Origin of the sequence: Pseudodesulfovibrio profundus (assembly GCF_900217235.1) — a bacterium.
GTDB classification, from domain to species: domain Bacteria; phylum Desulfobacterota; class Desulfovibrionia; order Desulfovibrionales; family Desulfovibrionaceae; genus Pseudodesulfovibrio; species Pseudodesulfovibrio profundus.
Genome location: NZ_LT907975.1, coordinates 63210 through 85704 on the forward strand (window position 1 = coordinate 63210; position 22495 = coordinate 85704).

A 22495-nucleotide genomic window follows, 5' to 3' on the forward strand; every position below is an offset into this window, starting at 1 on the left:
CATCGCAGACCCATCGGGTAGCTGGGCCTTGTGCGACATTATTTCCTAGCTGTAAATCGTATAAAAAACAAGGTGAACAGTGAAAAAACGATAGAGTTTACAATTTGGTAAATGGGAGGAGAGTGTTGATACAATTGCGTAATATCACTGTGGTCGAAAAGGGGGGAGGCGAGCAAATGAATGTAATCAATACCGGTCCAGTCTGTTGGTGAGAAGTGGCCTCGGAAAACTGGACCACTCGATAAGGTGGACATAAACTGCCCGAAGGAGGCAATTCATGTCCAAGACGAGAAAACGTTTCAGCGCGGAATTCAAAGCCCGAGTCGCCCTGGATGCCCTGTCCGGGGAACACACCCTGTCGGAACTCGCCAGCAAGTACGGCGTACACCCCAATCAGGTTTCCCAGTGGAAGAAGCAGGCCAAGGAAGGGATCGTGGCGTCCTTTTCAGGCAAGGCCGTCGGCCGTCAGGATAACGGGGCCCAGATCAAGGAGCTTCACGCCAAGATTGGCCAGCTCACGGTGGAGAAGGATTTTTTGCAACAAGCCTTCGCCAAAATTTGAGCTGTGAGCGAAGGCGAGAGGTGGTCGACAAGACTCACCCCGAGCTCAGTATCCGGCGGCAATGCCGAATTCTCAAGCTGTACCGATCGACGTACTACTACGAACCGATCGGCGAATCTCCGGCCAACCTGGCCCTTATGCGCCGAATCGATGAGTTGTTTATGGAGCTGCCGTTTTTCGGTTCCAGACAGATGCGTAATACCCTACGAGACGAAGGGCAAAGGGTCGGTCGTGAACGGGTACGACGTCTGATGCGTAAAATGGGCCTGATGGCGATTTACCAAAAGCCAAAGACAAGCCATCCGCATCCGCAACATAAGACGTATCCGTATTTGCTGCGGCACAAGGCGATTACGAAGCCCAATCAGGTTTGGTGTGCCGACATCACGTATATCCCCATGACACGCGGCTTCTTATACCTTGTGGCGGTCATGGACTGGCACAGTCGGGCCGTCCTGTCGTGGAGGCTCTCAAACACGATGGATGCTGATTTCTGCGTGTCTGCCTTGGAAGAAGCCCTGAATCGTTATGGGGTGCCGGAAATCTTCAACACCGACCAGGGATCACAGTTCACCAGCTACGAGTTCACACGGACGCTCAGAGAGGCTGGAATTCGTATCTCCATGGACGGTCGAGGCCGATGGATGGATAATGTGATGATCGAGCGTCTGTGGCGTTCGTTGAAATATGAATGTGCTTACCTGCGTGAGATGGGAACCGGAAGCGAACTGCGGCAAGCCTTGGCTTGGTGGTTCGATTTCTACAACAATCGACGTCCGCATTTTGCTTTTGACGGCAAGAAGCCGATGGAGATATATCAGAACCGTTCCAGGCCAGAGGGGGTACCCCCTCTGGCCTGGAACGAAAGAGCGGCGTAGCTCGTAAACGTGTCCACCTTAAAATCGTCGCTCAGTGGTCCGAAGAACCGAGGCCACTTCTGTGTTAATCTTATAAGATTATAAAATTGGTTGTCTTTTCTTTAATAGCTACTCTACATTCTCGTTAGCTCTCAAAGAACATTTGCAAAAGGCCAAAGGGGATTGCGTTGCACGAAAAGATTCTGGTTGTTGAAGATAATCCTGTTTCTCGTATGGATATTCGGGCGGCACTGGGAAGGGCTGGGTATGAAGTTGCCCAAATGGTGTCGACTGGAAAAGAGGCCGTCGAAATCGCAGGATCGCTGCGCCCGGATCTGGTCATTATGGATATTCAGTTGGAAGGTGAAATGGATGGACCGGAGGCGGCCGCAGAGATTACCAGGCGCTTCGATATCCCGATTGTTTTCCTCACGGTGTATGCGGATGCGGAGATGTTGCGTTGGACCCGGGTCTCTGGTCCGTGCGGGTATCTGCTCAAACCCGTGGATCACATAGAGCTTCAGTCAGCCATTGAAATAGCTCTTTACAAGCATAAGCTTGAGGTAGAGCTTCGTGACGCAAAGCAGGTGGCAGAAGCGGCTACCAGAGCAAAAACTTCTTTTCTGGCTACGGTGAGTCATGAGTTGAGAACGCCAATGAATGGCGTCCTGGGAATGGCTGAGTTGTTGCTGCTTTCCGAGCTTGAGGCACCCTATCGCGAAAATGTTCAATTGATAAAAGAGTCGGCTCTTTCCCTGCTCTCCGTGCTGAATCAGTTGATCGATTACTCCAGACTTGAATCATCCTACATGAAGCTCAGCGAGGTGGATTTTCGGCTGGAAGATATTGTCACAGGTATTTTGTCGCAATATCGAAGGACGGCTGAAAGCAAAGGCGTTGACCTCAAATACGGTATTTCAGACGACATTCCCGAGTGGGTACTGGGTGACTCTTCCAAAATTCGACAGGTTTTGGGCAATCTGCTCAGCAATGCAGTCAAATTCACGGGCAAAGGGCATGTCTCTGTCGATATTTCATTAGCGAAACGGATGCTTGCCGACGATCGTATTTTACCCGAGAAGTATTTCGTCAAAATAGTTATTGAGGACACAGGGATTGGTATTCCCGTCGAGAAAATGGACCAAATGTTTGAAAGCTTCACGCAGGCAACCGATCACCTTTTGCATACGACCGGCAGTCTGGGGCTGGGGTTGGCTGTGGTCAGTCGACTGGTCGCCGTACTGAAGGCGACGATAAACTGTACCAGTGTTGAAGGTGAGGGCAGCGTGTTCACGGTCGTCGTTCCATTGAAAGAGAGCAGCTTTGTTCAGGAAACCCCGATGGCTGCTATCAAGGCGGACAAGCGGCCACTGCACGGTATCAGGGTGCTGGTTGCAGAGGATGACCTTGTTAGCCAGCGATATATCATGCGCTTGCTAGAGAAAATGGGCTGTACGGTGGCGCTTGCCGATGATGGTGGAGCGGCTGTAACCATGCTTCAGGAAGATTCATATGATATTGTTCTGATGGACATAGAGATGCCTGTCATGAATGGCATTGAGGCGACAAGAACTGTGCGTAATCCCATGTCTCGATGCAGGAACTCCAACGTTCCGATTATCGCTCTGACTGCACATGCAATGTGGGGGGATGAACAGCGTTGTATGCATGCCGGAATGGATGGATATATTACCAAGCCGGTCGATATAGATACTGTGGCATCCATCATCCGCGTTACCCTTAATCTGTAAGAGGTTTTACCCTTCCGTCATTGACTTGATCATCATTCTGGTAATATTGATGAAACTACGGAGTGAAATTAAGTCATGAATGATAATAACCAGCCAGCGCCAAAACTGTCGGGCGGCATTTACAAGGTGTTCTTCATCTTGTTGTTGCTGTTCTCGCTGTATCTTGGCTTTTCCCTCATAGCACCCTTTATCCATACCCTCATCTTCTCGACGTTGCTGGCGGTTTTGTTCGCGCCAGTTTATCAGTGGGCGCTCAACAGGGTAAAAGGCCGCCGCGCCGCTGCGTCAGCCATTACTGTTGCCATAATAGTTTTCTGCCTGCTCTTGCCGATGACGTTTCTTGTAATGGCTCTCATAAATCAAGGCGTAACATCCCTCATTGCCCTCAACGCCTGGGTGGCACAGGCTGACCCTGATGCGATGGTCAATCTTGGCTTCCTGGCCGAGTACGAGGCGTGGCTGCACCGAGAGTTGCCATTTCTGCGTCTTAATGAATTGGATATTCAAAGTAGTCTTGTCCAATATTCAAAAGATTTCGCACAGATAATGCTGACAACTGGCTCGACGCTGGTCAAAAACGCAGCAGGGCTGATTTTGCACTTTTTGCTGATGGTCTTCATTTTGTTCTATTTCCTGCGGGATGGCAGCAAGATGGTTGAATACCTCAAGCAGCTTTCTCCATTGAGAAGCCGTCAAGAGGACTATATCATCGAGTCCCTGAAGCGTGTTGCGCGCGGTGTGCTGATGGGGTGCCTGCTTGTGGCTTTCCTGCAGGGGATTGCAGGCGGCATCGGGCTGGCCATTGTCGGAATTCCGGCATTCTTCTGGGGAGCCATGATGGCCCTCGCATCCCTTATCCCCGTCCTTGGGACCGGCTTGGTATGGGTCCCGGCCACCGCATATCTGGTACTGACCGGGGAGTGGAAAATGGCTGCTTTCCTTTCTATCTGGTGTGGCGTGTTCGTTGTTGGTATTGATACTGTATTACGACCCATTTTCATGCGTGAAGCTTCCCGGGTTTCCACTTTCTATATCTTCCTTGCGATCCTTGGTGGTGTCTATTCATTCGGTATGCTGGGTATTTTCTATGGCCCCTTGATCTTGAGTTTCGTAATGGTCATGCTGCAGATCTATATGGAAGAATATGCTGACGACCTGAAAAACAAAGAGGGTTTCTCATGATGCCTATCGGGCGCAATGTCCCATTGGTTCTTATTGGTTTACTGTTGATGATAGCTGGATGTGCTTCCAAGCAACAACCTTCCGTGCCTCCGAAAAGTGAGGCTCCTCATTATGAACTCGTGTCAGATTCAAAGACAGAAGAGTTGGCATCAGGTCTCTCCCTGAAGCCTCAGGGATTGGCTTCGTGGACAGAGCTTCGTCCCGGGTTGGAAGAAAGCCTGAAATATATCCTTCGCCGTAACCAAAATGCTGTTGCGGTCAAACGGCCGGGGTTGACTCTGACCTGGAAAGAGCTGGGCGATAGTGTGGCCGAACTGATCGCCATATTGCCTAAGCTCGATAGCAATCCGGAGTATCTTGCAGAACGGTTTGACTGGCTTAAAGTTTCTCCCAAGACATTGCTGACCGGCTATTATGAGCCATGGCTTGAAGCTTCTCACGAACGTGGTGGGCGTTATCAATACCCACTGTATGGCGTTCCTGATGATTTGAAGATGATCCGACTGGATCAGTTCCATCCGCGCTGGAAAGGACAATCCCTTGTCTACCGTGAGGGTGAGGATGGCATCGAACCATACTATGACCGCGAGGCCATCGATGGGGAGCGTGCTCTTGTTGGTAAGGGAAAGGAGATCGCGTGGGCTAAAGATCCTGTTGATATCTTTTTCCTTCAGATTCAGGGGTCCGGCCGTCTTGTCTATCCAGACGGTTCGGTGAAGCATATCCTGTATGGCGGGAAAAATGGGCATCAGTATGTTTCGCTCGGCAAACTCCTTATCAATCGGGGACATGTGCCGCGTGAGGAAATGTCCATGCAGCGTATCAAGCAGTTCATGGATAAGAATCCTTACACTGCTCAAAAGCTGATGTTTGAAAATCCCAGCTATGTGTTTTTCCGGTTGTCAGATGAAGGTCCATATGGCTCGATCAGTTCAATCCTTACACCACGGGTGAGTGTTGCCGTGGATCGGACGATGATTCCTCTCGGCAGTGTCTTGGCGCTCAAGACCGGATTGTTGGATTATGAGAATGGTGGAGTGGAGCCGTTCTTTTCCCTGGTGCTGGCGCAGGATACAGGTGGCGCCATCAAGGGAACCCGCATGGATCTGTTCTGCGGATCAGGTGAGGAGGCGGAGTTCCTGGCGGGGCACCTTCAGGAAGATTCCGAAGTGTTCTTTTTGGTCAGTAAGCGGATACTGACAACTAAGACTGCTGACTGATCAGGTGGTGATTCCGTTCAGTTTGAAAGAGCCAACATGCTGAGGTGGAGATAGACTTACGCAAAAACAATGCGAGGTAAGGTCGCTTTTGGGGCCTTTTTAGTCTGTTTGTTCTTGCGATTGGGTGTTGGGTTGTCGACTGAATTGAACGCACGCATATCACAGCATCGTTCCCAGTTCTTCGTGTGTCCGGGGCATTGCGAATCTTTGCAGTAATGTTTGTACATGACGTCCTCCGTCTGTTGTTTTGTGATCATGTAGCCACTATGGTGAGGTTCTGCTGTGCTTGCAGCAACTATCCGGTGGACGGTCTGTATTGGCTGGCAAGTGGAGCTGAACTCCGCACTTCCACAAGAGGTGCCGATCGGGCTTTGTGGCGTTAGTTTGCTTCAGATGACTCGGAGGGCTCCATCAGTTCGGCAAGTGTCATTGACTCAAGCTCTTGTTCGATGGCTCGGGAGACTCTTTCCCACGCAGAACGTGTTTGGCAGGAGTCGATTTTGTTACAGCTTTCTTCACAGTCCAGACATTCAGCTATGTTGATCGATCCTTCGGTGTGGCGAACAATATCGTGGAGCGTGATTTTTTCAGGCGGGCGCGCCAGATAGTATCCACCGGCGGCTCCTCGGACAGATGTGACCAGTCCGGCTTTTTTCAGGGGGCGGATGATTTGCTCAATGAATTGAACAGTCACACCTGTGATTTCTGAAAGGGTCACAGTACGGACCGGTGCATCAGAGGTGTTGTCTGCCAGAGCGAGCAATAGTCGAGTAGCGTAGCGGGATCGTGCTGATAATTTCATAGTGCTGATGTGTTTATTATAACTAGGTCAATATGGTTATGACGAATGATGATACTCGTCAAGACTTGTTGGATTTGCAGCTCCTACTTTTTCATACTAGTATGCGGTTTGTATGTTCTAAAACAACAAAGAGGTGTATTTATGCGATATGTCGCAGTTTTTAATAAAGAGAAACGTGGAGTCAGTGTGACGTTTCCAGATTTTCCCGGTTGTACGACCTTTGGGGAAGATATGGATGAAGCGGTTGATCAGGCTCATGAGGCTCTGGCTTTGTATCTCGATTTCTTTCTGGAAGAAAATAAAACGCTACCAGAACCTTCTGAAAAGAAAAAAGTGCTCGCTTCAATTGATAAAAACAATGCTAAGGTTATCAATATAGATGTCTTGGGCAATGGGGAAGACTTTGAGGAAGTTGAAGTTACCCTGCATACCCGTCTTTTGGAAAGAATTGAGAAATATTGCCGAGAATACGGTGTTTCTCCCGCAGACTTTATCTCCGTAGCCGCCCGAAAAGCCCTCAAGGATGATGTTTTTGCAGAATAGGCAAATGACCATTTTGTAGCTGGCATTCTTTCCTGCCTTTTGTTTTCAAAAAAACCGGATTTCAAGCGATATCACGCTTGATCCGGTTTTTTTGTGTCTCGTTTCTTTGTTGGCTTACATATTTGTAAATGATGCCTGGTGTAGATAGGTTGCGGGTTTGCGGGTTTTGATCTACGTTCTAGGACCTGAGCATGAGCACTTTTGGCGGTTGAAATAGTCTGTTTGCTTTTTCGCTTGTTTCAAAAATGTGAATTGTTGAAGGTTGAAACGCTGTCCGGGCGGAATTTATTTCGATTGTTCCCCTTTTTTGACTAGTATCGTTTTTACCTTGCAGGAAATGGAGAATGATCGTTTGGTTTGACCTCAGGCTCTCAGCCTTTGTGTCGGTAACGTATAATAACGGGGTGACTTAAGAGCATGTGCCGATTATTTGCACTCACAAGTCGTGATCCGGTTTCGCCTATGCGAGCCGTCAATGCCTTGAATGTCATGAAGGAAGGACACGATGGTTCTGGCGTAGGGCTCTATCTGAGCGGACTTGGCGGACCGTTTGAAAAGTTGAAGGAATGTCCCATATTGTCCGGTATTTTTACCGAAGCCGGGCTGTTACGGGTACAGGATTATATGGCGGGTTTAGGGTTTGAAACAAAATATACCCTTGCATACACTCCAGAAGTTGCCCCACCCAGCGATACGCCGAAAAGGGGAACCTACGCCTCAATCGCCTTTGGTCTGCCTAGGGATTGGGTTAATCTATCTAAGGATGAAGTCGGTCAACGCCTAGTTCGCATTCGCCTTGATCTGCGGAGCGAAGGGGAGTCCACCGGCGACATGATGGTGTTCTCGTTTTGGCCCGACACCATCATGATCAAGGAAGTCGGTGATCCGCTTGCCATAGGCGAGTACCTACAGTTGGATCGTAACGAACTGTACGCCCGACATATTCTTGCGCAGGGTCGTCAGAATACCAACTATGCGATCAATCTGTATGCGTGCCATCCGTTTTTCATCGAGGGTGTATGCACCATGACAAACGGCGAGAACACGGCATTCGTCCCCATCCGTGACTACTTGCAGTCGCGAGGAGTGACCGGATACGAAGGGTACCAGTCGGATTCCGAAGTTTTCACCCATATCGCACATTACACCACCAAAAAGCTTGGGCTTGATATCTCTGCCTACAAGCACATCATTACACCCATGAGTGATGATGAAATGAAGAGCCATCAAGATAGGGAACTGCTCTCAAACCTGAAGAAGGCGTGCCGAAAACTCATCATCGATGGTCCCAATTGTGTCATTGGTTGTCTTGAGGACGGAACGATGTTCATGGTTCAGGACCGCAAGAAGTTGCGCCCGGGCGTCGTTGGCGGTGATGCGGATACCGGTATATTTGCCTTTTCTTCAGAAATATGCGGCCTGAACGCGGCTATTCCTGAACGTGATAAAAGTCAGGATTTTCAACCAATGCATCTCGACACGGCGATCGTAAGATCAGATTGCCGGGAGGTTGTCCAATGCTCTCAGAAAGACCCGTTACTCCTTCCACGCTAGGCGTCAAAGATCTGCCCTGGCAGATTAAGTGGGATATCAATACTTGTACAAAATGTGGTCGTTGTACTTCGGTCTGTCCAGTCAACGCCATCGAACTTGGTGTTTTTCGCAAGCGAGACGTCACTCCCCCAATGGGGCTTGCAGCAAAACCGACCACGACCTTTTCCACATTCTATGGCATACGACAGCGAACCGATCCGGCTTACGCCTGCATCGGCTGTTCCATGTGCAATATGGTATGCCCGAATAATGCCATTGAGCCTTCGCGCCAGTATGATTCGACCACGCTGCAATTTCACAACAATCGTGGCGGGCAATCGCGCACGAGAGGAGGGCGACGCAACTCCAATGATTCGCTGTTGGATCAATTGAAGTTCATTCGTATCTCCATGCTCACCGACCCGGCCCTTGATGCTGGGAGACATGAATTCGATGTCAGGACACTGCTTGGCAGGGTGCTGTCTCCTGAGGATGAAATTGCTTGCTATCGTGATAATGGCTGGAAGCCGCCGGTTCGTGAAATCTATCCGTTGATTATCGGTGGTATGTCTTTCGGCGCTCTGTCTCCCAACATGTGGGAAGGGTTGCAGATGGGTGTCGCCTACCTGAACGAGGAACTCGGGATGCCGGTTCGCATGTGTACCGGTGAAGGCGGTTGCCCACCTCGGTTGTTACGCTCCAGATTCCTCAAATACACTATCTTGCAAATCGCTTCGGGATATTTTGGTTGGGATGAAATCATCCATGCCATCCCGGAGATGAAAGAAGACCCGTGTGCCATTGAAATCAAATATGGTCAGGGGGCCAAGCCTGGTGATGGCGGATTATTGATGTGGTACAAGGTCAATGAACTGATCGCTGCCATTCGAGGTGTTCCCAAAGGGGTCAGCCTGCCCAGCCCGCCGACGCACCAGACGCAGTATTCCATTGAAGAATCCGTGGCCAAAATGATCCAGTCCATGTCCATGGCCTGGGGATTCCGTGTGCCTGTCTATCCCAAGATTTCGGCTTCTTCGACTTCGTTGGCTGTATTGAACAACCTCGTCCGCAACCCGTATGCCGCAGGACTTGCTATCGACGGAGAGGATGGAGGAACCGGGGCTGCGTACAATGTTTCCATGAATCACATGGGGCATCCCATCGCTTCCAACTTGCGCGACTGTTACAACGCTCTTTGCGTATCCGGCGCACAGAATGAGATTCCTCTTATTGCCGGTGGTGGTATCGGTAAGAACGGCAACCTTGCCGCCAATGCCGCAGCACTCATCATGCTGGGCGCGTCGGTCGTCCAGGTCGGAAAATACGTCATGCAGGCTGCTGCAGGCTGTGTCGGCAGCGAGAAAGATCGTTGCAACGTATGCAATATCGGCGTCTGCCCCAAGGGCATCACCTCGCAGGACCCGAGAGTCTATCGTCGTCTTGATCCTGAAAAAGTGGCAGAACGCGTTGTCGATTTCTATCTGAGTTTTGACACGGAACTGCGCAAGGTTTTCGCTCCTCTTGGTCGCTCTACCTCCCTTCCTGTCGGCATGTCCGATGGGCTCGGAGTCAGCGACAAAGCGGCAGCGGAACGACTTGGCATCAAGTACGTCATATAATGAGCGCAGGTAGACGGAGATAAGAATGGCAAAGAAAATAGAACGCATCCAGGGACATGATGACGGCGTACGTGTCGAATCACGTATCCTGGAAGAACGTATACAGGCAGCCGTGCGAAATGGTGCCCGCAAGATGGAAATCGAGGCCATGGGCCAACATGGAATCGGCGGACGCTTGTGGGTTTCCAAGGAAGAACCGGTCTCGATCACCATCACTGGCTCAGCCGGTCAGCGAATTGGATCAAAAGGGTTCCCTGGGACAAGCATTGAAGTCATGGGTCCCATCTCAGATGATGTGGGCTGGCTGAATGCCGGGGCTGAAATTGTCGTTCACGGTAACGCAAGCAACGGTGCATGTAACGCCATGGCCCAGGGCAAGGTGATGGTCGCTGGAAACATCGGCGCACGTGGTATGACCATGACCAAAACCAACCCCCGTTTTGATCCGCCGGAGTTGTGGGTCCTCGGCTCTGTGGGCGATTATTTCGCCGAGTTCATGGCTGGTGGAACCGCTGTTATATGTGGCCATGAGCCACAGAACGCAGAGAATATTCTCGGGTATCGTCCCTGTGTCGGCATGGTTGGGGGACGGATATTTGTCCGTGGTCCCATCGATGGCTTTTCTCAGGCTGATGCGCTTATGGAGCCCATAGATGATGCATCATGGGAGTGGTTAAGCGCAGGGTTGGCTACTTACCTCAAGAAGATCAAACGCTCCCGTTTGCTCAAGCGGCTTACCAAGCGTGAGGATTGGCAGTTGATCCGTGCCAAGACTCCCTTTGAAAAGAAAGGGAAAACCCGTCGCTCCATGGCCGACTTCCGGTCTAAGGTTTGGGACGCCGAATTGGGGCAGGGTGGTTTGATCGGTGATTTGACCTCTTTGGACCGGTCTCCTATTCCGCTCATCGCGCACGGCGATCTGCGTCGCTCTGTACCTGTATGGGAGAACAGAAAGTACATGGCTCCCTGTCAGTCCAACTGTCCTACCGGTATGCCTGTTCAGAAGCGTTGGCAATTGGTGCGCGACGGCTTGATGGACGAAGCTGTTGATCTGGCCTTGGCGTATACTCCATTCCCCGCGACGGTTTGTGGCTACCTTTGCCCCAATCTGTGTATGGAAGGGTGTACACGCTCTACGCAGCAGGGCATGGCGCCTGTCGATATTACCAAACTTGGTAGAGAAGGGCATAAAAGTGCCGCTCCTGAGTTGCCTCCACTTTCCGGCAAACGTGTCGCCGTCATCGGTGGCGGACCTGCCGGTATCTCCGTGGCATGGCAGATCCGGATGAAGGGGCATGAAGCTGTGGTTTTTGACATGGCGGAAACTCTGGGCGGAAAAATTACTTCATCAATCCCTAACAGTCGCGTGCCTAAAGAAGTGGTTCAAGCTGAGGTGGATCGTGCTGCAAAGGTATTGCCGCATGTTCACCTGCAACAGGAACTGAAGGCTCCGGAGTTTGAAGAACTCAAGGATGAATACGATTACGTGGTCCTGGCAGTGGGGGCGCAAAAACCGCGTGTCATCCCTGTTCCCGGGCACGAGCGCATTTACCCAGCGTTGACCTTCCTGAAAGACGCCAAAAAGAATCAGGCCAAGATTGGCAAGCGTGTCGTTATCATCGGCGCTGGTAACGTTGGTTGTGATGTCGCGACCGTGGCTGCCGCTGAAGGTGCCACAGACATCACGTTGATCGATATTCAGGAACCAGCATCTTTCGGCAAGGAGCGGAAAGAGGCTGAGGCGGTTGGTGCTCGCTTCAAGTGGCCTTGCTTCACCAAAGAGGTCACGGAAGAGGGAGTGTTGCTCCAGTCTGGTGAGTTGCTGGAGGCCGACACGGTCATCATGTCCATTGGAGATGCTCCCGACATTGACTTCCTGCCTGACAATATCGCGTTGGATCGCGGGCATGTCGTCGTGAATGACGACTTTCAGACCACGGATTCACAGGTGTTCGCCATCGGTGATATCGTGCGGCCCGGTTTGCTGACCCATGCCATTGGTCATGGTCGAAGAACGGCAGAGGTTATTGATGACCTTTTTAATAACCGTCGTCCCAAATCCGATACGAGCGACATGATAGATTATACACGCATGACCTTGGAATACTTTGATCCGCGCGTCATTGAGTTCAGCGACGCCAACCACTGTGGCTCCGAGTGTTCTTCGTGTGGCTCATGCCGGGATTGCTACATCTGCGATTCGCTGTGTCCGCAGTCGGCCATTTCCCGCAAAGAGTTGCCCGAAGGCGGTTTCGAGCGTGTCGTGGACCCGGAAAAGTGTATTGCTTGTGGCTTCTGTGCCAATTCCTGCCCATGCGGGATATGGGATATGAAAGACCCGGCGCCACTGGCTTAATCGATTGTAATATTAAAGGGCGACAAGATGATCTTGTCGCCCTTTATCTTATTGTGGCCCGCGGTATTTGTGTTGGAGTCGCCCGTGCTTGGTGACTCTGTCATATTCTTCCTGCTTTTCGCGCATCTGTCGGATAATGTATTGTGCTCGGGTGGTTATGGTTTGCTTGGCTGTTCCGCAATTCAAATCCTTGAGAGCGCGCAATTCTCTATCAAGCTCATGGGCCCAACGCTTTGATATGTTCCCATGGATTTTCTCATGGGTGACATACTTTTTCATGGTGTCTTTCCACCACCATTTTACGCTGCCGCTTTGTAGTCTAACCAGCTTGGGGTAAACGTATGTCAGGGTTAGATATACCTTAACGTCTGTTACGTTGCATCTCCCTGCACGGTTTTCCCAGCTATAGTTGTATTTGATGTCTGTCTGCGTATAGGCCGGGTAGGTGTCGTTCCCCTTCTTATAGGGAGCACGACGCTCCATATCCTGAAGGATTTCTCTCTTGCCAACGCCATTCACCGAGTAGAAGTCATCCTGTTCGATAATGATGACCTCGGCCCATGCCGGAACACTCAGGAAGAGCGTGGTTATGATCGTGTATATAAGCTTCATTTGGTTATTGTCCTTGTGCCTATACTACACCATAAGTGTCACTGGGCATCAAGAAAGAAGGCTGCATCCTTGGATGCAGCCTTCTGTTTGTCATTTGGGTTAAAGCGATTTTTGTGAAGTAACTGATGAATGTGTTTCAGTGAGAGGCTTCATGTTGGCTACTCGTTCAAACTCTCTGCGTCGGCGTTCGAGTTCTTCGTATGCCAACTCTCTGGATGTCTGGCTATAGAAGAATCCATCACTCGGGATTTGCTTGATGATCCTGTCGTGAAGAACTTGTGGGGCTATTTCAAAGCGATCAACGTCCGCATCAAAACCTGTTTTCGAGAAACGCCATAATTTGTCAGCATCACGCATGAGACCTTCGTTATTGGAAATGAAGCCCTTGCGGGTGTCGTGCTGAGAAATTATCTCCACTATTTCTTCCGTCCAGTTGGCAGGATAGTCGATGGACTCAAGGATTTCTTTGGCGATATTAACACCTTCTTCTTGATGCCGAAGTCGGACAACCATCTCGTCTGCTGCAGTTGCATCAGGCGAAAAGACAACCATCCATTCATCACGGGTCAAACGACTCCAGCCAGTATCGTGCAATATAATGGCTGGGATGACCACTTCAGGATCCCCGGCTTCAAGGTCAACCAACTGCTTGGCATACTCAAGGGTAATGAAGGCATGACCGGCATCATCACGTTTATCCTGGTGCGGCAAAGCCATGTTCCAGATTTTTTCAAAAACTTTTTTCATTTTATTTCTTTAATATCAACATGTTGTATTTTTATAGTATAAAGGTAGACAAAAACTTTTTGTGCTTAGTTTGCATGATGAGTTCTGTCAATGGGAAAAGTGTGCATTTGGAGGAACAAAAAAAGAGGGGTATTGTGAAATCTAGATCTTCAAAAAACAAACGGACACAGTCCGTAAACTGTGTCCGCTCAATACTTCTGGTACCTGGGGCGGGATTTGAACCCGCACGTCCCGAAGAACAAGGGATTTTAAGCTACGCGCGATGGACTTTAATAAGGCATAATAACTGACAATAATGGTTCGCGACCAGTGCTTTAGACGATATACTCTCTTTATCCGGCTTTGAGTGGCCTTGCGTAGCAACGGGCCTGAGAACAGGCCGGGAAAGGAGTAGTCGAATATGCCAACGAAACTTACTCAGGGTATCGTTAACAAGGCTAGGGTGTGTCGACAATCACTTCAGCCACAGCCACATTGCTCCTACGTACACGAAAGCAAGATAGGACGTCGCCAGCTTGTCGTATCGTGTTGCAATCCTTCGAAACTGTTTTAAATTTCCAAACATACACTCTATAGCACTTCGCTCCTTATAGAGATGTTTGTCATATGTTCGCCTTGTCTTTCTGTGAGAGCGAGGAGGGACAACCGGATTGGCATTCATGGCTTCAATTGCCATTACAATTTCATCTGAATCATAGCCCTTATCAGCAAGGACATGCTCGGCAGCCTGTCCTTCAATAAGCGGAATCGCCATACTGCAATCCGCTGTATTTCCAGGTGTTAATATGAATTTAGTTGGACATCCGAGAGCATCTGTGGCAGCATGGACTTTCGTTGAAAACCCTCCTCTAGATTTCCCCACCGACTGCTGGAGGTGCCCCCTTTCCGCCAGCCGAATGCTGATGAGCTCGCACTATTGTGCTGTCAATCATGAGCCATTCAGTATCAGCGTCTACCGCAAGCGTGTTGAAGATCATTTGCCATACACCTTTCTTGGCCCAGCGGATAAATCTCTTATGGACCGAAGACCACTTGCCATAGCTTTCTGGCAAATCTCGCCAAGGCGCCCCTGTCTTGCCAATCCACATGACTGCATCAATGAATAGCCTGTTATCTTTTGCAGTTACACCGCAGTCACTTTGTTTTCCTGGAAGATATTCTTTGATTTTATCCCACTGATCGTCGCGTAGAGCGTGTCTTTTTTGCACTGCCAACCTCCTGCCAATAAGTATAGCAAATCTCAGAATGATTGTCGACACGCCCTAGAGGTACATACCCACCTGGCAAGCAGCTTTACGACAGTGAGGTTAGTGGTCTCAGGTTGGTTATTGGAAAGAAGTCAGCTTCGTTTAAGCTGGTCACAGACCAATGGGTCAACGGGCGCAAGGTAAGGGCCATCTCCGTAACCCTTGGCCGCTCAGATGAACTCAGTCTCAAAGAAGCTCGTCATCGAGCTGTCGAAAATAAGCTTGCCGTCAGACGAGGGGAGAATCCCAACCTCAAACCTGTAGCTCGGATGACTCTCAAGGATTCTTGGGAGGACTATCGACAGTCGCGGGGAAAGGAACTCAGTCCAGAAACTCTCACATGGTATGAAAGGAAGCTTCTTGGGCCATTAAAGTCTTTAATGAATCGACCTCTCTCAGAAATTGGGCGTTCTGAGGTCAGAGCTTTACACCAGAAGATGACTGAGACAACTGGGCCTTATGGGGCGAATGGCGCAATGAGGGTTCTCAAGCTTCTCTACAACCACGCTTCCGCTGTCGAAGACCTGCCGCCGAATCCTGTATCCAGAGCTGTCAGGATGAATAAGGAAAAGGCTCGAGATTGGGCTCTTTCACATGATGAAATTAGAGACCTGTGGGAGCGCATTGAAAATAATGATGATCGAATTCGTGCTGAGTGCTGGGCGCTGATGCTCTCGACGGGACTGCGATCCATGAGTGCTCGTTCTGCGAGGTGGGAGCATCTTTCCGATGAAGGTGTTCTCCATGTGCCCACGCCAAAAGGTGGAGCTGATAGGGCCTATGACCTCCCAATACCGAAAGGAATGTATGAGAGGTTGATGAGTCTGAAATCCCTCTGCGCTCCATTGGCTTCCCCTTTTATTTTCCCTTCGCCGAATTCGAAGCACGGCTTTGTAAATATCCGCCGCGAAGAGTCTTTGCCTTACTCTCCGCATCAAGCTCGGCATACTTTCAGGAATTTGGCAGTTGAGGCTGGGGTCGATTTTACCACTACCGCATTGGTTATGAATCACAAGGTCCCTCATGTGTCTTTCAGCTACATTTCCCGCGATCACCTGCAAGGCGCAATGCGTGATGCGATAGAGAACATATGGGAAAAATTGACTAATATTGTTCATGAGTACTGATGTGAGAGTGCAGGTCAAACGTTGGTTGACAAAAAAAAATTGGGGCTGTTAATTTTGAGGTAATCCCTTGGTTAGATGAAAATCAAGAACCAATTTTTTAGAGAGGAGAAAGAAATGAGATTTGTTTTTGTACCTGGCCACCGACGCTATGCGCGGTCTCGAAAGAGAGTCCATGGTGGTTCTCTAGTGATGGAGGACCCGAGAAAACGATGCCCGTCGTCCCACGGGATGGCGGGTATCTCAACAAAGGAGATTTGTTATGGATTTAAAAGATTTATTCCGTCCCGTACTTGACGCTATTGAAATCATTGATGGCCGTCTTGCCTCCCTTGAGGAAAGATTAGATTCCTCTTCTCATCATTCAGGCTACTTAACCACCCCGCAGGCTGCTGAATTTCTCAGCCTGTCTCCCCAGACTCTTGAAGCTTGGCGACATAATGCCGAAGGGCCTCGTTATATCAAGCTTGATAGGGTTGTCCGCTATGCTTTGGACGATCTGATTAATCATATGGATCGTTATCAGATTAACAATGGGGAGGAAAAGTAATGTTTTGGTATTTGGACCCGTTAGCAAAGCTTCCTATCCGTGGTTATCGTGAGGCTTGTTTTTATTGTGGAGAAAATACGACTACCATGACGACTATTGTCGGATATACTGACGCAAACAATTGGTTTCCTCAGCAGAAGGTTGCTACTTTTGATCTCCCGACATGTGGTGATTGTTATTCCATTTTGACTGCTGGTGGTCATTCTGCAAAAGTAAACTCAAGGATTATCAACTACCTGAAGCGTAATGTTTAGGGGGAGAAGAGTATGAATGTTTCATTTAATTGTACCTCCCCTGATTTTGGCTCAATTCCCGATGAGCTGAGGAGTGCTGACTCGTGGATTGTTTGGAAGGCGAAGCCAAATGGCGAAGGGAAGATTGGCAAGATTCCTTACTCTCCGCGCACAGAAAAGCGAGTGAATGCAACTATCCCTGCCTCTGGTTGTTCGTTTGAAGAAGCTAGCAAGGCATATCGTAATGGTAAGTATGCTGGTTTGGGAATCGTCATGGGCGTGGTTAAGAATCTTGTTGGTATTGATCTCGATAACTGCGTGTCTGCCGATGGGGTGGTCGAACCTTGGGCTCAGGAGATTGTAGACGCCCTTGCCACGTATACCGAGTTCAGTCCCAGCGGAAAGGGGCTTCGGATTTTCGGTTATGGAAAGCTTCCTCCTGGTCCTAGGCGGAAGGGAACCATTGAAATGTATGAGGAGAAGCGGTTTCTGACTGTGACTGGCGATGTGTATGTCGATCAGATTTTAGGAGAACCATATTTAATTCGTAAGTTTCAGGATGCTCTTGACTCTCTCTATAGTGAGGTCTTTGGTTCGGAGATGAAGGAGGAGGGCGATTGGCAGTTTGATCTTGATGATTTGAGGGGGCTCTCAAACATTTCTGATGCAGATGTGGTCCGATTTGCACGTGAAGGCAAGAAGGGCGAGGCTTTTTCGAGGTTGTATGATGAAGGTAATACCGAATCGTATGGCTCAGGGTCAGAAGCTGATCTTGCTCTTTGCAATATGCTCGCCTTCTATTCGGGAAGAGATCCGGACCAGATGGAACGCCTTTTTAACTCTTCTGAATTGTGTCGGTCGAAATGGGTAAACAGGCGAGACTATCGAGATCGTACCATTTCAAAGGCTATTAGTTCCTGTAAGTCAGTCTTTGGTCCTCAGTTATCTCCTGAGGATGATTTTGATGACAATCCCCCTGTGTGTGAAGGTGGCGATTTTTCTGAAGGGTATACATATGCACCAGAGTTTCCTCTTGATGCATTGCCAAAAGATATTACCGGTTTCATCAAGGATAACTCCGAGCGTATGGGATGTCCTCCTGAACTGATTGGCGTTCCTTTATTAGTTGATCTTTCTGGGTGCATTGGCAGCCAGCCTCGACTCATTCCGAAGAAATACAATTTTGAATGGGAGGTAGCTGCTTGCCTTTGGGGGCTTGTTGTAGCCCAGAAAGGCAGCAAGAAGTCTCCTGCACAAAAGGTAGCTTTAAGACCCCTGTTTGATATTCAGGCGAAGAGCCTGAAGCGCTATAAGGAGGAAGTGGCTGAGTGGGAGCGTGCTGAAAAGGCTCGCAGTATGGCGGCCAAGAATATGAATGGAACCCAATCAATTGACGATGAATATTTTGATATTGAATATCCTGAATCAGAGCCTGTCCGTATTCAGCCTGTTGTAAATGATGTGACTATTGAGGCCTTGGCAATGATTATGGTGAACAACCCAAGATTGACTTACGTGGCTGATGAGATCTCGGGACTTCTCAGAAATATGGGGAGGTACAGTCGTGGAAATGATAGGCATTTTTGGCTTCAGGCCCACAGTGGTGGGCCTTATAGCAGTAATAGAAAGGGGGGAGGGGATGTCTATGTCAAAGAAGCTCGCATCAGCCTCATCGGAGGAATCCAGCCAGCAGTACTGAAAGAACTTTTTTTTGGAAAGCAAGGAATTGATGATGGCATGCTGGAGCGGTTTGGATTGATTGCATATCCAGACATCTCTGTGTTTAAGGGGGTAGATCGTTATCCTGATGAGATGCTGCGCATTAAGTATCATGAGGTTTGTAACAAGCTTTTCAGTGCTGATTGGTCCAAAGAGCTTGGGGTTGATCCAAAACACATCGAAGAATCTGTTTGTAATCCTATCCGTTTTGATTCTGACGCACAAAAGCTATACAATGAATGGCTTGAAAATCATACGGAATCACTGAGAAGCCTTGCCAACAGTCCTGTGCTGGGGTTTGTAAGTAAGGCTGAGGGGTTGATGTGCAGCCTTGCTCTTGTTTTACATCTGACTTCATGGGCTTTAGGTGATGTGTCGAATGTTCGAAAAGTATCCGTCGAAATCCTTAGAGGGGCAATTCGGCTGATAGACGACTATTTCTCTTACATGTGGCGCAGAGTTGTCTTTGAGCCGCGGGGAGAGTGGCTGACTGGAGTGTGTCATCGGCTTAGAGCAAAAGATCTCAAGAGCTTTACTCGAAGAGAGCTTACTAGGTTGGGATGGGGGGAGCTTAAGGGAGACTTGGTTGACAGGTTCCTCAAAGAGATTCTCGCAAAAGGGATGGCAAATCAGGAAGAGAGGAAGGCTGGAAGCAACGGTGGACGTCCTTCAATTGTTTATCATCTGAAGTAGCGTCCGGGCTTTGATGGTTTCGTCGGTTTTGTCAGTTGTTTTTTAAAGATTGTGCGCAACATGGATGATCTGTCACGATTTATAAAAGCCTTCTTTATGTTTTATAATATAATGATATTATTGTATTATTGTAATGCCATATGATTTATGTGCTTAGTTGATGAACTTGCTGACAAAACTGACGAAACATGTGTGTAGAACGTCGTGTAGGCATTTTACCCCGCTTACGAGTGTAGGACAACGCGATATGCATTGAACTGGAACGGTTACAACATCGAAACCAGGAGATGCGCATGCGATATGTTTTAGATACTTCGTTTTGCAAAGAGTTGGAGAATGGTAAGGCTGAAATCACGAGTCTTCTGATAGAGGTCAATTCGTTTGCCGGCGTAGCTGAGGTCGGAGGGCAAACGTATCAGTTCTCATTGTCTTACGGTGTCATGGAGACCGATTGCCCTCGTTCGTTCCGGCAAGACCTCGTAGAATTGATTTATATATGTGGGCTCCAATCTCTTCCGAGGGCAATATTTGATCAAATGGACATGTTAATTCCCTCTAGAGGAGGGATGGTTTTTAGAAATTTACCCGGAGCATGAATCTGACCTCTTAACGCGCGCGTGCGAGGCTCTTGAGCAAGAGCAAGGGATTAACAATCATCCTAGTGATCATCTTAACAGCTAGAAATTGCTAATAGACTGGTATCACACATAGTAAGAAGCCTGTTTGGGGGCCTGTTTTGATGATCGTTTTGTCCTTATGGAAGAGGAAAGAATCAGAACGTGGAGAAAATAGAGAAGGCAGACGTCGTGTTTAATGATGACGGTGCATCAAAGCACAGTAATGTGCACATAATTGCTGTCCTCGGGCTATCTATGAGTGTTTCGGTGGTGGTCGTAGGTATGTGTTCGATCGCGGCTACCTAAACGGTCTTCGGCCAAATCGATAGAATTTGGAGTGGTGATATTTCCGCTAGGCTACACTTACACCGAGTTTAGCCAATCTTGCTGTGAATTCGTCTTGGCTCATAGAGTTTCGTTCGGATTTGCCTTTGAACGCTCCCACCTTGCAAACGGCATACATTGTTGCAAAACCTTTGCGGTTGTGAATATCGAGCATTTCTTCGGCTTTGGTGTATGAAATGCCGTCGACCAAATACAGTCTGCTCAAATCGATTTCTTCCTGCGTGAATTTTACTCCGTATCCGTTGTTCTGCATGAAATTGTGTGTGGGTGATACTTCGAAGAGGCTTTCTTGGGCGCTATGTCCTTTCGATCTGACATAATCCAAAAAGCTGTTTAAATTCATTGATCCCTTAGCTTGGTCATCCATAAAACCCAAATCCCTACATACTTTCATGCTGGCATAACCATTTTTTCCGAAATGCCCACAAGCGGTTTCTGCGGCAGGGTAAGATACGCCATCAACAACGTAAAATTTAGCCATCAGTAATTTGTTTTCTTTCATGGATGATTATACCTTGCTTCGGGGGATTTTTTTTGAATTAACTATACAATCTGTGTTGTTGATAGCTGGCTTAGGTCATTATTAGAGCCGACTATGACTAGGTGTGTCCTTGCTCTTGAAAAGCCAATATATTGGAGTTGTTGATTAGTCGTAAGTTGCTCCGTTGCGACAATAACTACAATTGGTCTTTCTAATCCTTTAAATCGTCGAATAGTGTCAACCACTACACAATCAGACTGATCGGTATGACTGTTGTCGAACGAAATGTCTGGCAACCTGACAATCAATTCTTGCTTAAGTTGTTCTGCCTCTGTTGCTATTAGGATAGCGATATCCTTTGGCGGTATCTTTTCTTTTTCAATGAGTCGCTTGATTGTTATCGATGTGACATCAATTGGGGGTGTGATATCTGCTGTTTTCAGCCACTCGACGGGATATCCGTCCGGGCCGGTCGGATGAAGTGGCGTCCCTTTGTACCTAGTTTTGATGATGTCAAAAATATGTTTGGAATTTCTCAGGTTCTTGTTCAGTGGGATATCAATCGAGTTCGTATCTTGCGGAAGAGACGGTTCACCGTAAACAGCTTGATTGCAGTCCCAGAAAACTCTCAACTTTGCATTTTCTTTCAGCAGGCCATCCAAAGCGACCCACCAGTGTTCCCTGAAATCTTGGCCTTCATCTACAATGATCACATCATATTTCATGTGGGACAAGATTTCGGTGGCGTTGATCAAAGCTTCTGGCAATATCTCATCATAAAAATCCTTCCCAGGTATCTTTTCTAGCGGTTGGCCTGACTCCCTTGCCAAGTAGCCGCATAATGAATGGAAGGTGTGAACGGGGATATCTGGATAGTCGGCTAGGTCTTTCTGAATCTGTTTGGCTAGGGCGCTGTTATAGCAAACAAATAGTGTCGACAGTTCTTCCTTCGAACATCGAATGGCTTCTTCTTGCGCCAAGACGGTCTTGCCGGTGCCGGCTCCTCCTGAAATGGCTGCCCGTCTAATGTTTTGAATACTGTTGAGAATGATGAATTGATTCTGTGTCAAAGCCGTAATGACTCTGTCGTTGTCATCAACATCGAAAATGAGCGGTCTGTGCAAACTTATGGGCTGAGCAAGCAGTTCCTCTAAGGCCGCGATTCCATGACTTCCTATGGGGTTGCAATTGTTTGCAGCAGCGTTCGGGCAAAGTCTGTCTTTGATCCAAGTCTTGAATGAATTGTTGAACTGGTTGCCGTCGCAGAAGATTTCTCTTGGCATATCTGCACCGAGGTCATGCGCCGGGACTTCGCAGTCGGGAAAAATGACACCATGGCAGAGGTGAACCCAGTGGGTTGGCCATGAATTGGTGTCTTTGAGTTTTCTTAACAGGTTGTGTTTTGAAGACCGCGCTTGTTCAACAGGATTTTTTATTGTGTGGACAATCTGGTATCTATCTGTAGAGGTCCATTTGGAAGAGGCTGGGTCATGTGAGATGACTCCGCCTTTAACTTCTATGAAAAGTACACCGTATTGCGGATGGGCAACAATGAAGTCGCACTCGCCATCTATTTCATTTCCTTGGGGGGTCAAGCCATGCCAAGGTCGAGAATAAAAGACCACATACCCCGGGCCAAGCTCGGATTCGAGTTTGTCGAACACCTTGCACTCGGCATTACGCATTGGAAAATTCCGGATAT

General features: G+C 48.6%; 18 protein-coding genes. 12 read left to right on the forward strand and 6 right to left on the reverse strand.

Going from position 1 to position 22495, the window contains the following annotated elements; genetic code table 11:
- The first annotated feature begins 277 nt into the window (after positions 1-277).
- The 4 genes from DPRO_RS00315 (at position 278) to mltA (ending at position 5572) form a co-directional block, all read left to right on the forward strand.
- Positions 278-1440 (forward strand): IS3 family transposase gene (locus DPRO_RS00315; protein WP_097010279.1). Its coding sequence is split into 2 segments (ribosomal slippage): positions 278-550 and positions 553-1440, totalling 1161 coding nucleotides; the frame shifts between segments, so codons are not numbered across the junction.
- Between the two features lie 167 nt (positions 1441-1607).
- Entirely contained in the window at positions 1608-3170 is a 1563-nt protein-coding gene (locus DPRO_RS00320; RefSeq protein ID WP_097010280.1) for a hybrid sensor histidine kinase/response regulator, read from the forward strand.
- A gap of 75 nt (positions 3171-3245) precedes the next feature.
- Complete coding sequence (locus tag DPRO_RS00325) at positions 3246-4352, forward strand: AI-2E family transporter (protein ID WP_097010281.1); 1107 nt, start codon at positions 3246-3248, stop codon at positions 4350-4352.
- A gap of 119 nt (positions 4353-4471) precedes the next feature.
- A complete protein-coding gene (gene mltA, locus DPRO_RS00330) occupies positions 4472-5572 on the forward strand; it encodes a murein transglycosylase A (RefSeq protein ID WP_232005657.1) in 1101 nt (366 codons plus the stop codon).
- A gap of 379 nt (positions 5573-5951) precedes the next feature.
- Here the strand turns inward: mltA and DPRO_RS00335 are convergent, their stop codons facing one another.
- Positions 5952-6374, reverse strand: coding sequence for an RrF2 family transcriptional regulator (locus tag DPRO_RS00335; RefSeq protein WP_097010283.1), 423 nt, complete (start codon positions 6372-6374; stop codon positions 5952-5954).
- Positions 6375-6515: 141 nt separating this feature from the next.
- Between DPRO_RS00335 and DPRO_RS00340 the strand changes: the two genes are divergently transcribed.
- From DPRO_RS00340 to DPRO_RS00355, 4 genes are all read left to right on the forward strand, one after another.
- The gene (locus DPRO_RS00340) at positions 6516-6917 is read left to right on the forward strand and encodes a type II toxin-antitoxin system HicB family antitoxin (protein ID WP_097010284.1); all 402 of its coding nucleotides are present in this window, start codon (positions 6516-6518) and stop codon (positions 6915-6917) included.
- Positions 6918-7334: 417 nt separating this feature from the next.
- A complete protein-coding gene (locus DPRO_RS00345; protein ID WP_097010285.1) occupies positions 7335-8471 on the forward strand; it encodes a class II glutamine amidotransferase domain-containing protein in 1137 nt (378 codons plus the stop codon).
- Complete coding sequence (locus DPRO_RS00350; RefSeq protein ID WP_097010286.1) at positions 8435-10069, forward strand: glutamate synthase-related protein; 1635 nt, start codon at positions 8435-8437, stop codon at positions 10067-10069. Before DPRO_RS00345 ends, DPRO_RS00350 begins: the two co-directional genes overlap by 37 nt.
- Positions 10070-10094: 25 nt before the next feature.
- Positions 10095-12425 (forward strand): FAD-dependent oxidoreductase, encoded by a 2331-nt coding sequence (locus DPRO_RS00355; RefSeq protein WP_097010287.1) that lies wholly within the window; start codon positions 10095-10097, stop codon positions 12423-12425.
- A 48-nt stretch (positions 12426-12473) separates the two neighbouring features.
- Here DPRO_RS00355 and DPRO_RS00360 read toward each other — a convergent pair whose 3' ends face one another.
- The 3 genes from DPRO_RS00360 to DPRO_RS00370 all read right to left on the reverse strand — a co-directional run bounded on the left by DPRO_RS00360 (position 12474) and on the right by DPRO_RS00370 (position 14992).
- Positions 12474-13037 (reverse strand): DUF922 domain-containing protein, encoded by a 564-nt coding sequence (locus tag DPRO_RS00360; protein ID WP_097010288.1) that lies wholly within the window; start codon positions 13035-13037, stop codon positions 12474-12476.
- Between the two features lie 99 nt (positions 13038-13136).
- Complete coding sequence (locus DPRO_RS00365) at positions 13137-13784, reverse strand: HD domain-containing protein (RefSeq protein WP_097010289.1); 648 nt, start codon at positions 13782-13784, stop codon at positions 13137-13139.
- Positions 13785-14238: 454 nt separating this feature from the next.
- Positions 14239-14992 (reverse strand): IS5 family transposase gene (locus tag DPRO_RS00370; RefSeq protein WP_097010290.1). Its coding sequence is split into 2 segments (ribosomal slippage): positions 14239-14656 and positions 14655-14992, totalling 756 coding nucleotides; the frame shifts between segments, so codons are not numbered across the junction.
- A gap of 515 nt (positions 14993-15507) precedes the next feature.
- On the opposite strand from DPRO_RS00370, the gene DPRO_RS00375 reads away from it, so the two are divergent.
- The 4 genes from DPRO_RS00375 (at position 15508) to DPRO_RS00385 (ending at position 19350) form a co-directional block, all read left to right on the forward strand.
- Positions 15508-16158, forward strand: coding sequence for a tyrosine-type recombinase/integrase (locus DPRO_RS00375; protein WP_157917325.1), 651 nt, complete (start codon positions 15508-15510; stop codon positions 16156-16158).
- Positions 16159-16417: 259 nt separating this feature from the next.
- Positions 16418-16705 carry a helix-turn-helix transcriptional regulator gene (locus tag DPRO_RS00380; protein WP_197706487.1) on the forward strand — a complete coding sequence of 96 codons (288 nt, stop codon included), beginning with the start codon at positions 16418-16420 and terminating at the stop codon, positions 16703-16705.
- On the forward strand, positions 16705-16959 hold the full coding sequence (locus tag DPRO_RS19875; RefSeq protein ID WP_157917326.1) for a hypothetical protein: 255 nt from the start codon (positions 16705-16707) through the stop codon (positions 16957-16959). Before DPRO_RS00380 ends, DPRO_RS19875 begins: the two co-directional genes overlap by 1 nt.
- Positions 16960-16971: 12 nt before the next feature.
- Entirely contained in the window at positions 16972-19350 is a 2379-nt protein-coding gene (locus tag DPRO_RS00385; protein WP_097010292.1) for a phage NrS-1 polymerase family protein, read from the forward strand.
- Between the two features lie 969 nt (positions 19351-20319).
- On the opposite strand, the gene DPRO_RS00395 is transcribed toward DPRO_RS00385, so the two are convergent.
- Entirely contained in the window at positions 20320-20814 is a 495-nt protein-coding gene (locus tag DPRO_RS00395; protein ID WP_097010294.1) for a hypothetical protein, read from the reverse strand.
- Between the two features lie 41 nt (positions 20815-20855).
- Entirely contained in the window at positions 20856-22478 is a 1623-nt protein-coding gene (locus tag DPRO_RS00400; protein ID WP_162291137.1) for an NERD domain-containing protein, read from the reverse strand.
- Positions 22479-22495: the final 17 nt, after the last annotated feature.

What these genes read in the sequence shown, in the direction of transcription:
- DPRO_RS00325 (WP_097010281.1), top strand. Translation starts at nt 3,246, where the DNA reads ATGAATGATAATAACCAGCCAGCGCCAAAACTGTCGGGCGGCATTTAC.
- DPRO_RS00335 (WP_097010283.1), bottom strand. Translation starts at nt 6,374, where the DNA reads ATGAAATTATCAGCACGATCCCGCTACGCTACTCGACTATTGCTCGCT.
- DPRO_RS00340 (WP_097010284.1), top strand. Translation starts at nt 6,516, where the DNA reads ATGCGATATGTCGCAGTTTTTAATAAAGAGAAACGTGGAGTCAGTGTG.
- DPRO_RS00345 (WP_097010285.1), top strand. Translation starts at nt 7,335, where the DNA reads ATGTGCCGATTATTTGCACTCACAAGTCGTGATCCGGTTTCGCCTATG.
- DPRO_RS00350 (WP_097010286.1), top strand. Translation starts at nt 8,435, where the DNA reads ATGCTCTCAGAAAGACCCGTTACTCCTTCCACGCTAGGCGTCAAAGAT.
- DPRO_RS00355 (WP_097010287.1), top strand. Translation starts at nt 10,095, where the DNA reads ATGGCAAAGAAAATAGAACGCATCCAGGGACATGATGACGGCGTACGT.
- DPRO_RS00360 (WP_097010288.1), bottom strand. Translation starts at nt 13,037, where the DNA reads ATGAAGCTTATATACACGATCATAACCACGCTCTTCCTGAGTGTTCCG.
- DPRO_RS00365 (WP_097010289.1), bottom strand. Translation starts at nt 13,784, where the DNA reads ATGAAAAAAGTTTTTGAAAAAATCTGGAACATGGCTTTGCCGCACCAG.
- DPRO_RS00375 (WP_157917325.1), top strand. Translation starts at nt 15,508, where the DNA reads ATGAGGGTTCTCAAGCTTCTCTACAACCACGCTTCCGCTGTCGAAGAC.
- DPRO_RS00380 (WP_197706487.1), top strand. Translation starts at nt 16,418, where the DNA reads ATGGATTTAAAAGATTTATTCCGTCCCGTACTTGACGCTATTGAAATC.
- DPRO_RS19875 (WP_157917326.1), top strand. Translation starts at nt 16,705, where the DNA reads ATGTTTTGGTATTTGGACCCGTTAGCAAAGCTTCCTATCCGTGGTTAT.
- DPRO_RS00385 (WP_097010292.1), top strand. Translation starts at nt 16,972, where the DNA reads ATGAATGTTTCATTTAATTGTACCTCCCCTGATTTTGGCTCAATTCCC.
- DPRO_RS00395 (WP_097010294.1), bottom strand. Translation starts at nt 20,814, where the DNA reads ATGAAAGAAAACAAATTACTGATGGCTAAATTTTACGTTGTTGATGGC.
- DPRO_RS00400 (WP_162291137.1), bottom strand. Translation starts at nt 22,478, where the DNA reads ATGCGTAATGCCGAGTGCAAGGTGTTCGACAAACTCGAATCCGAGCTT.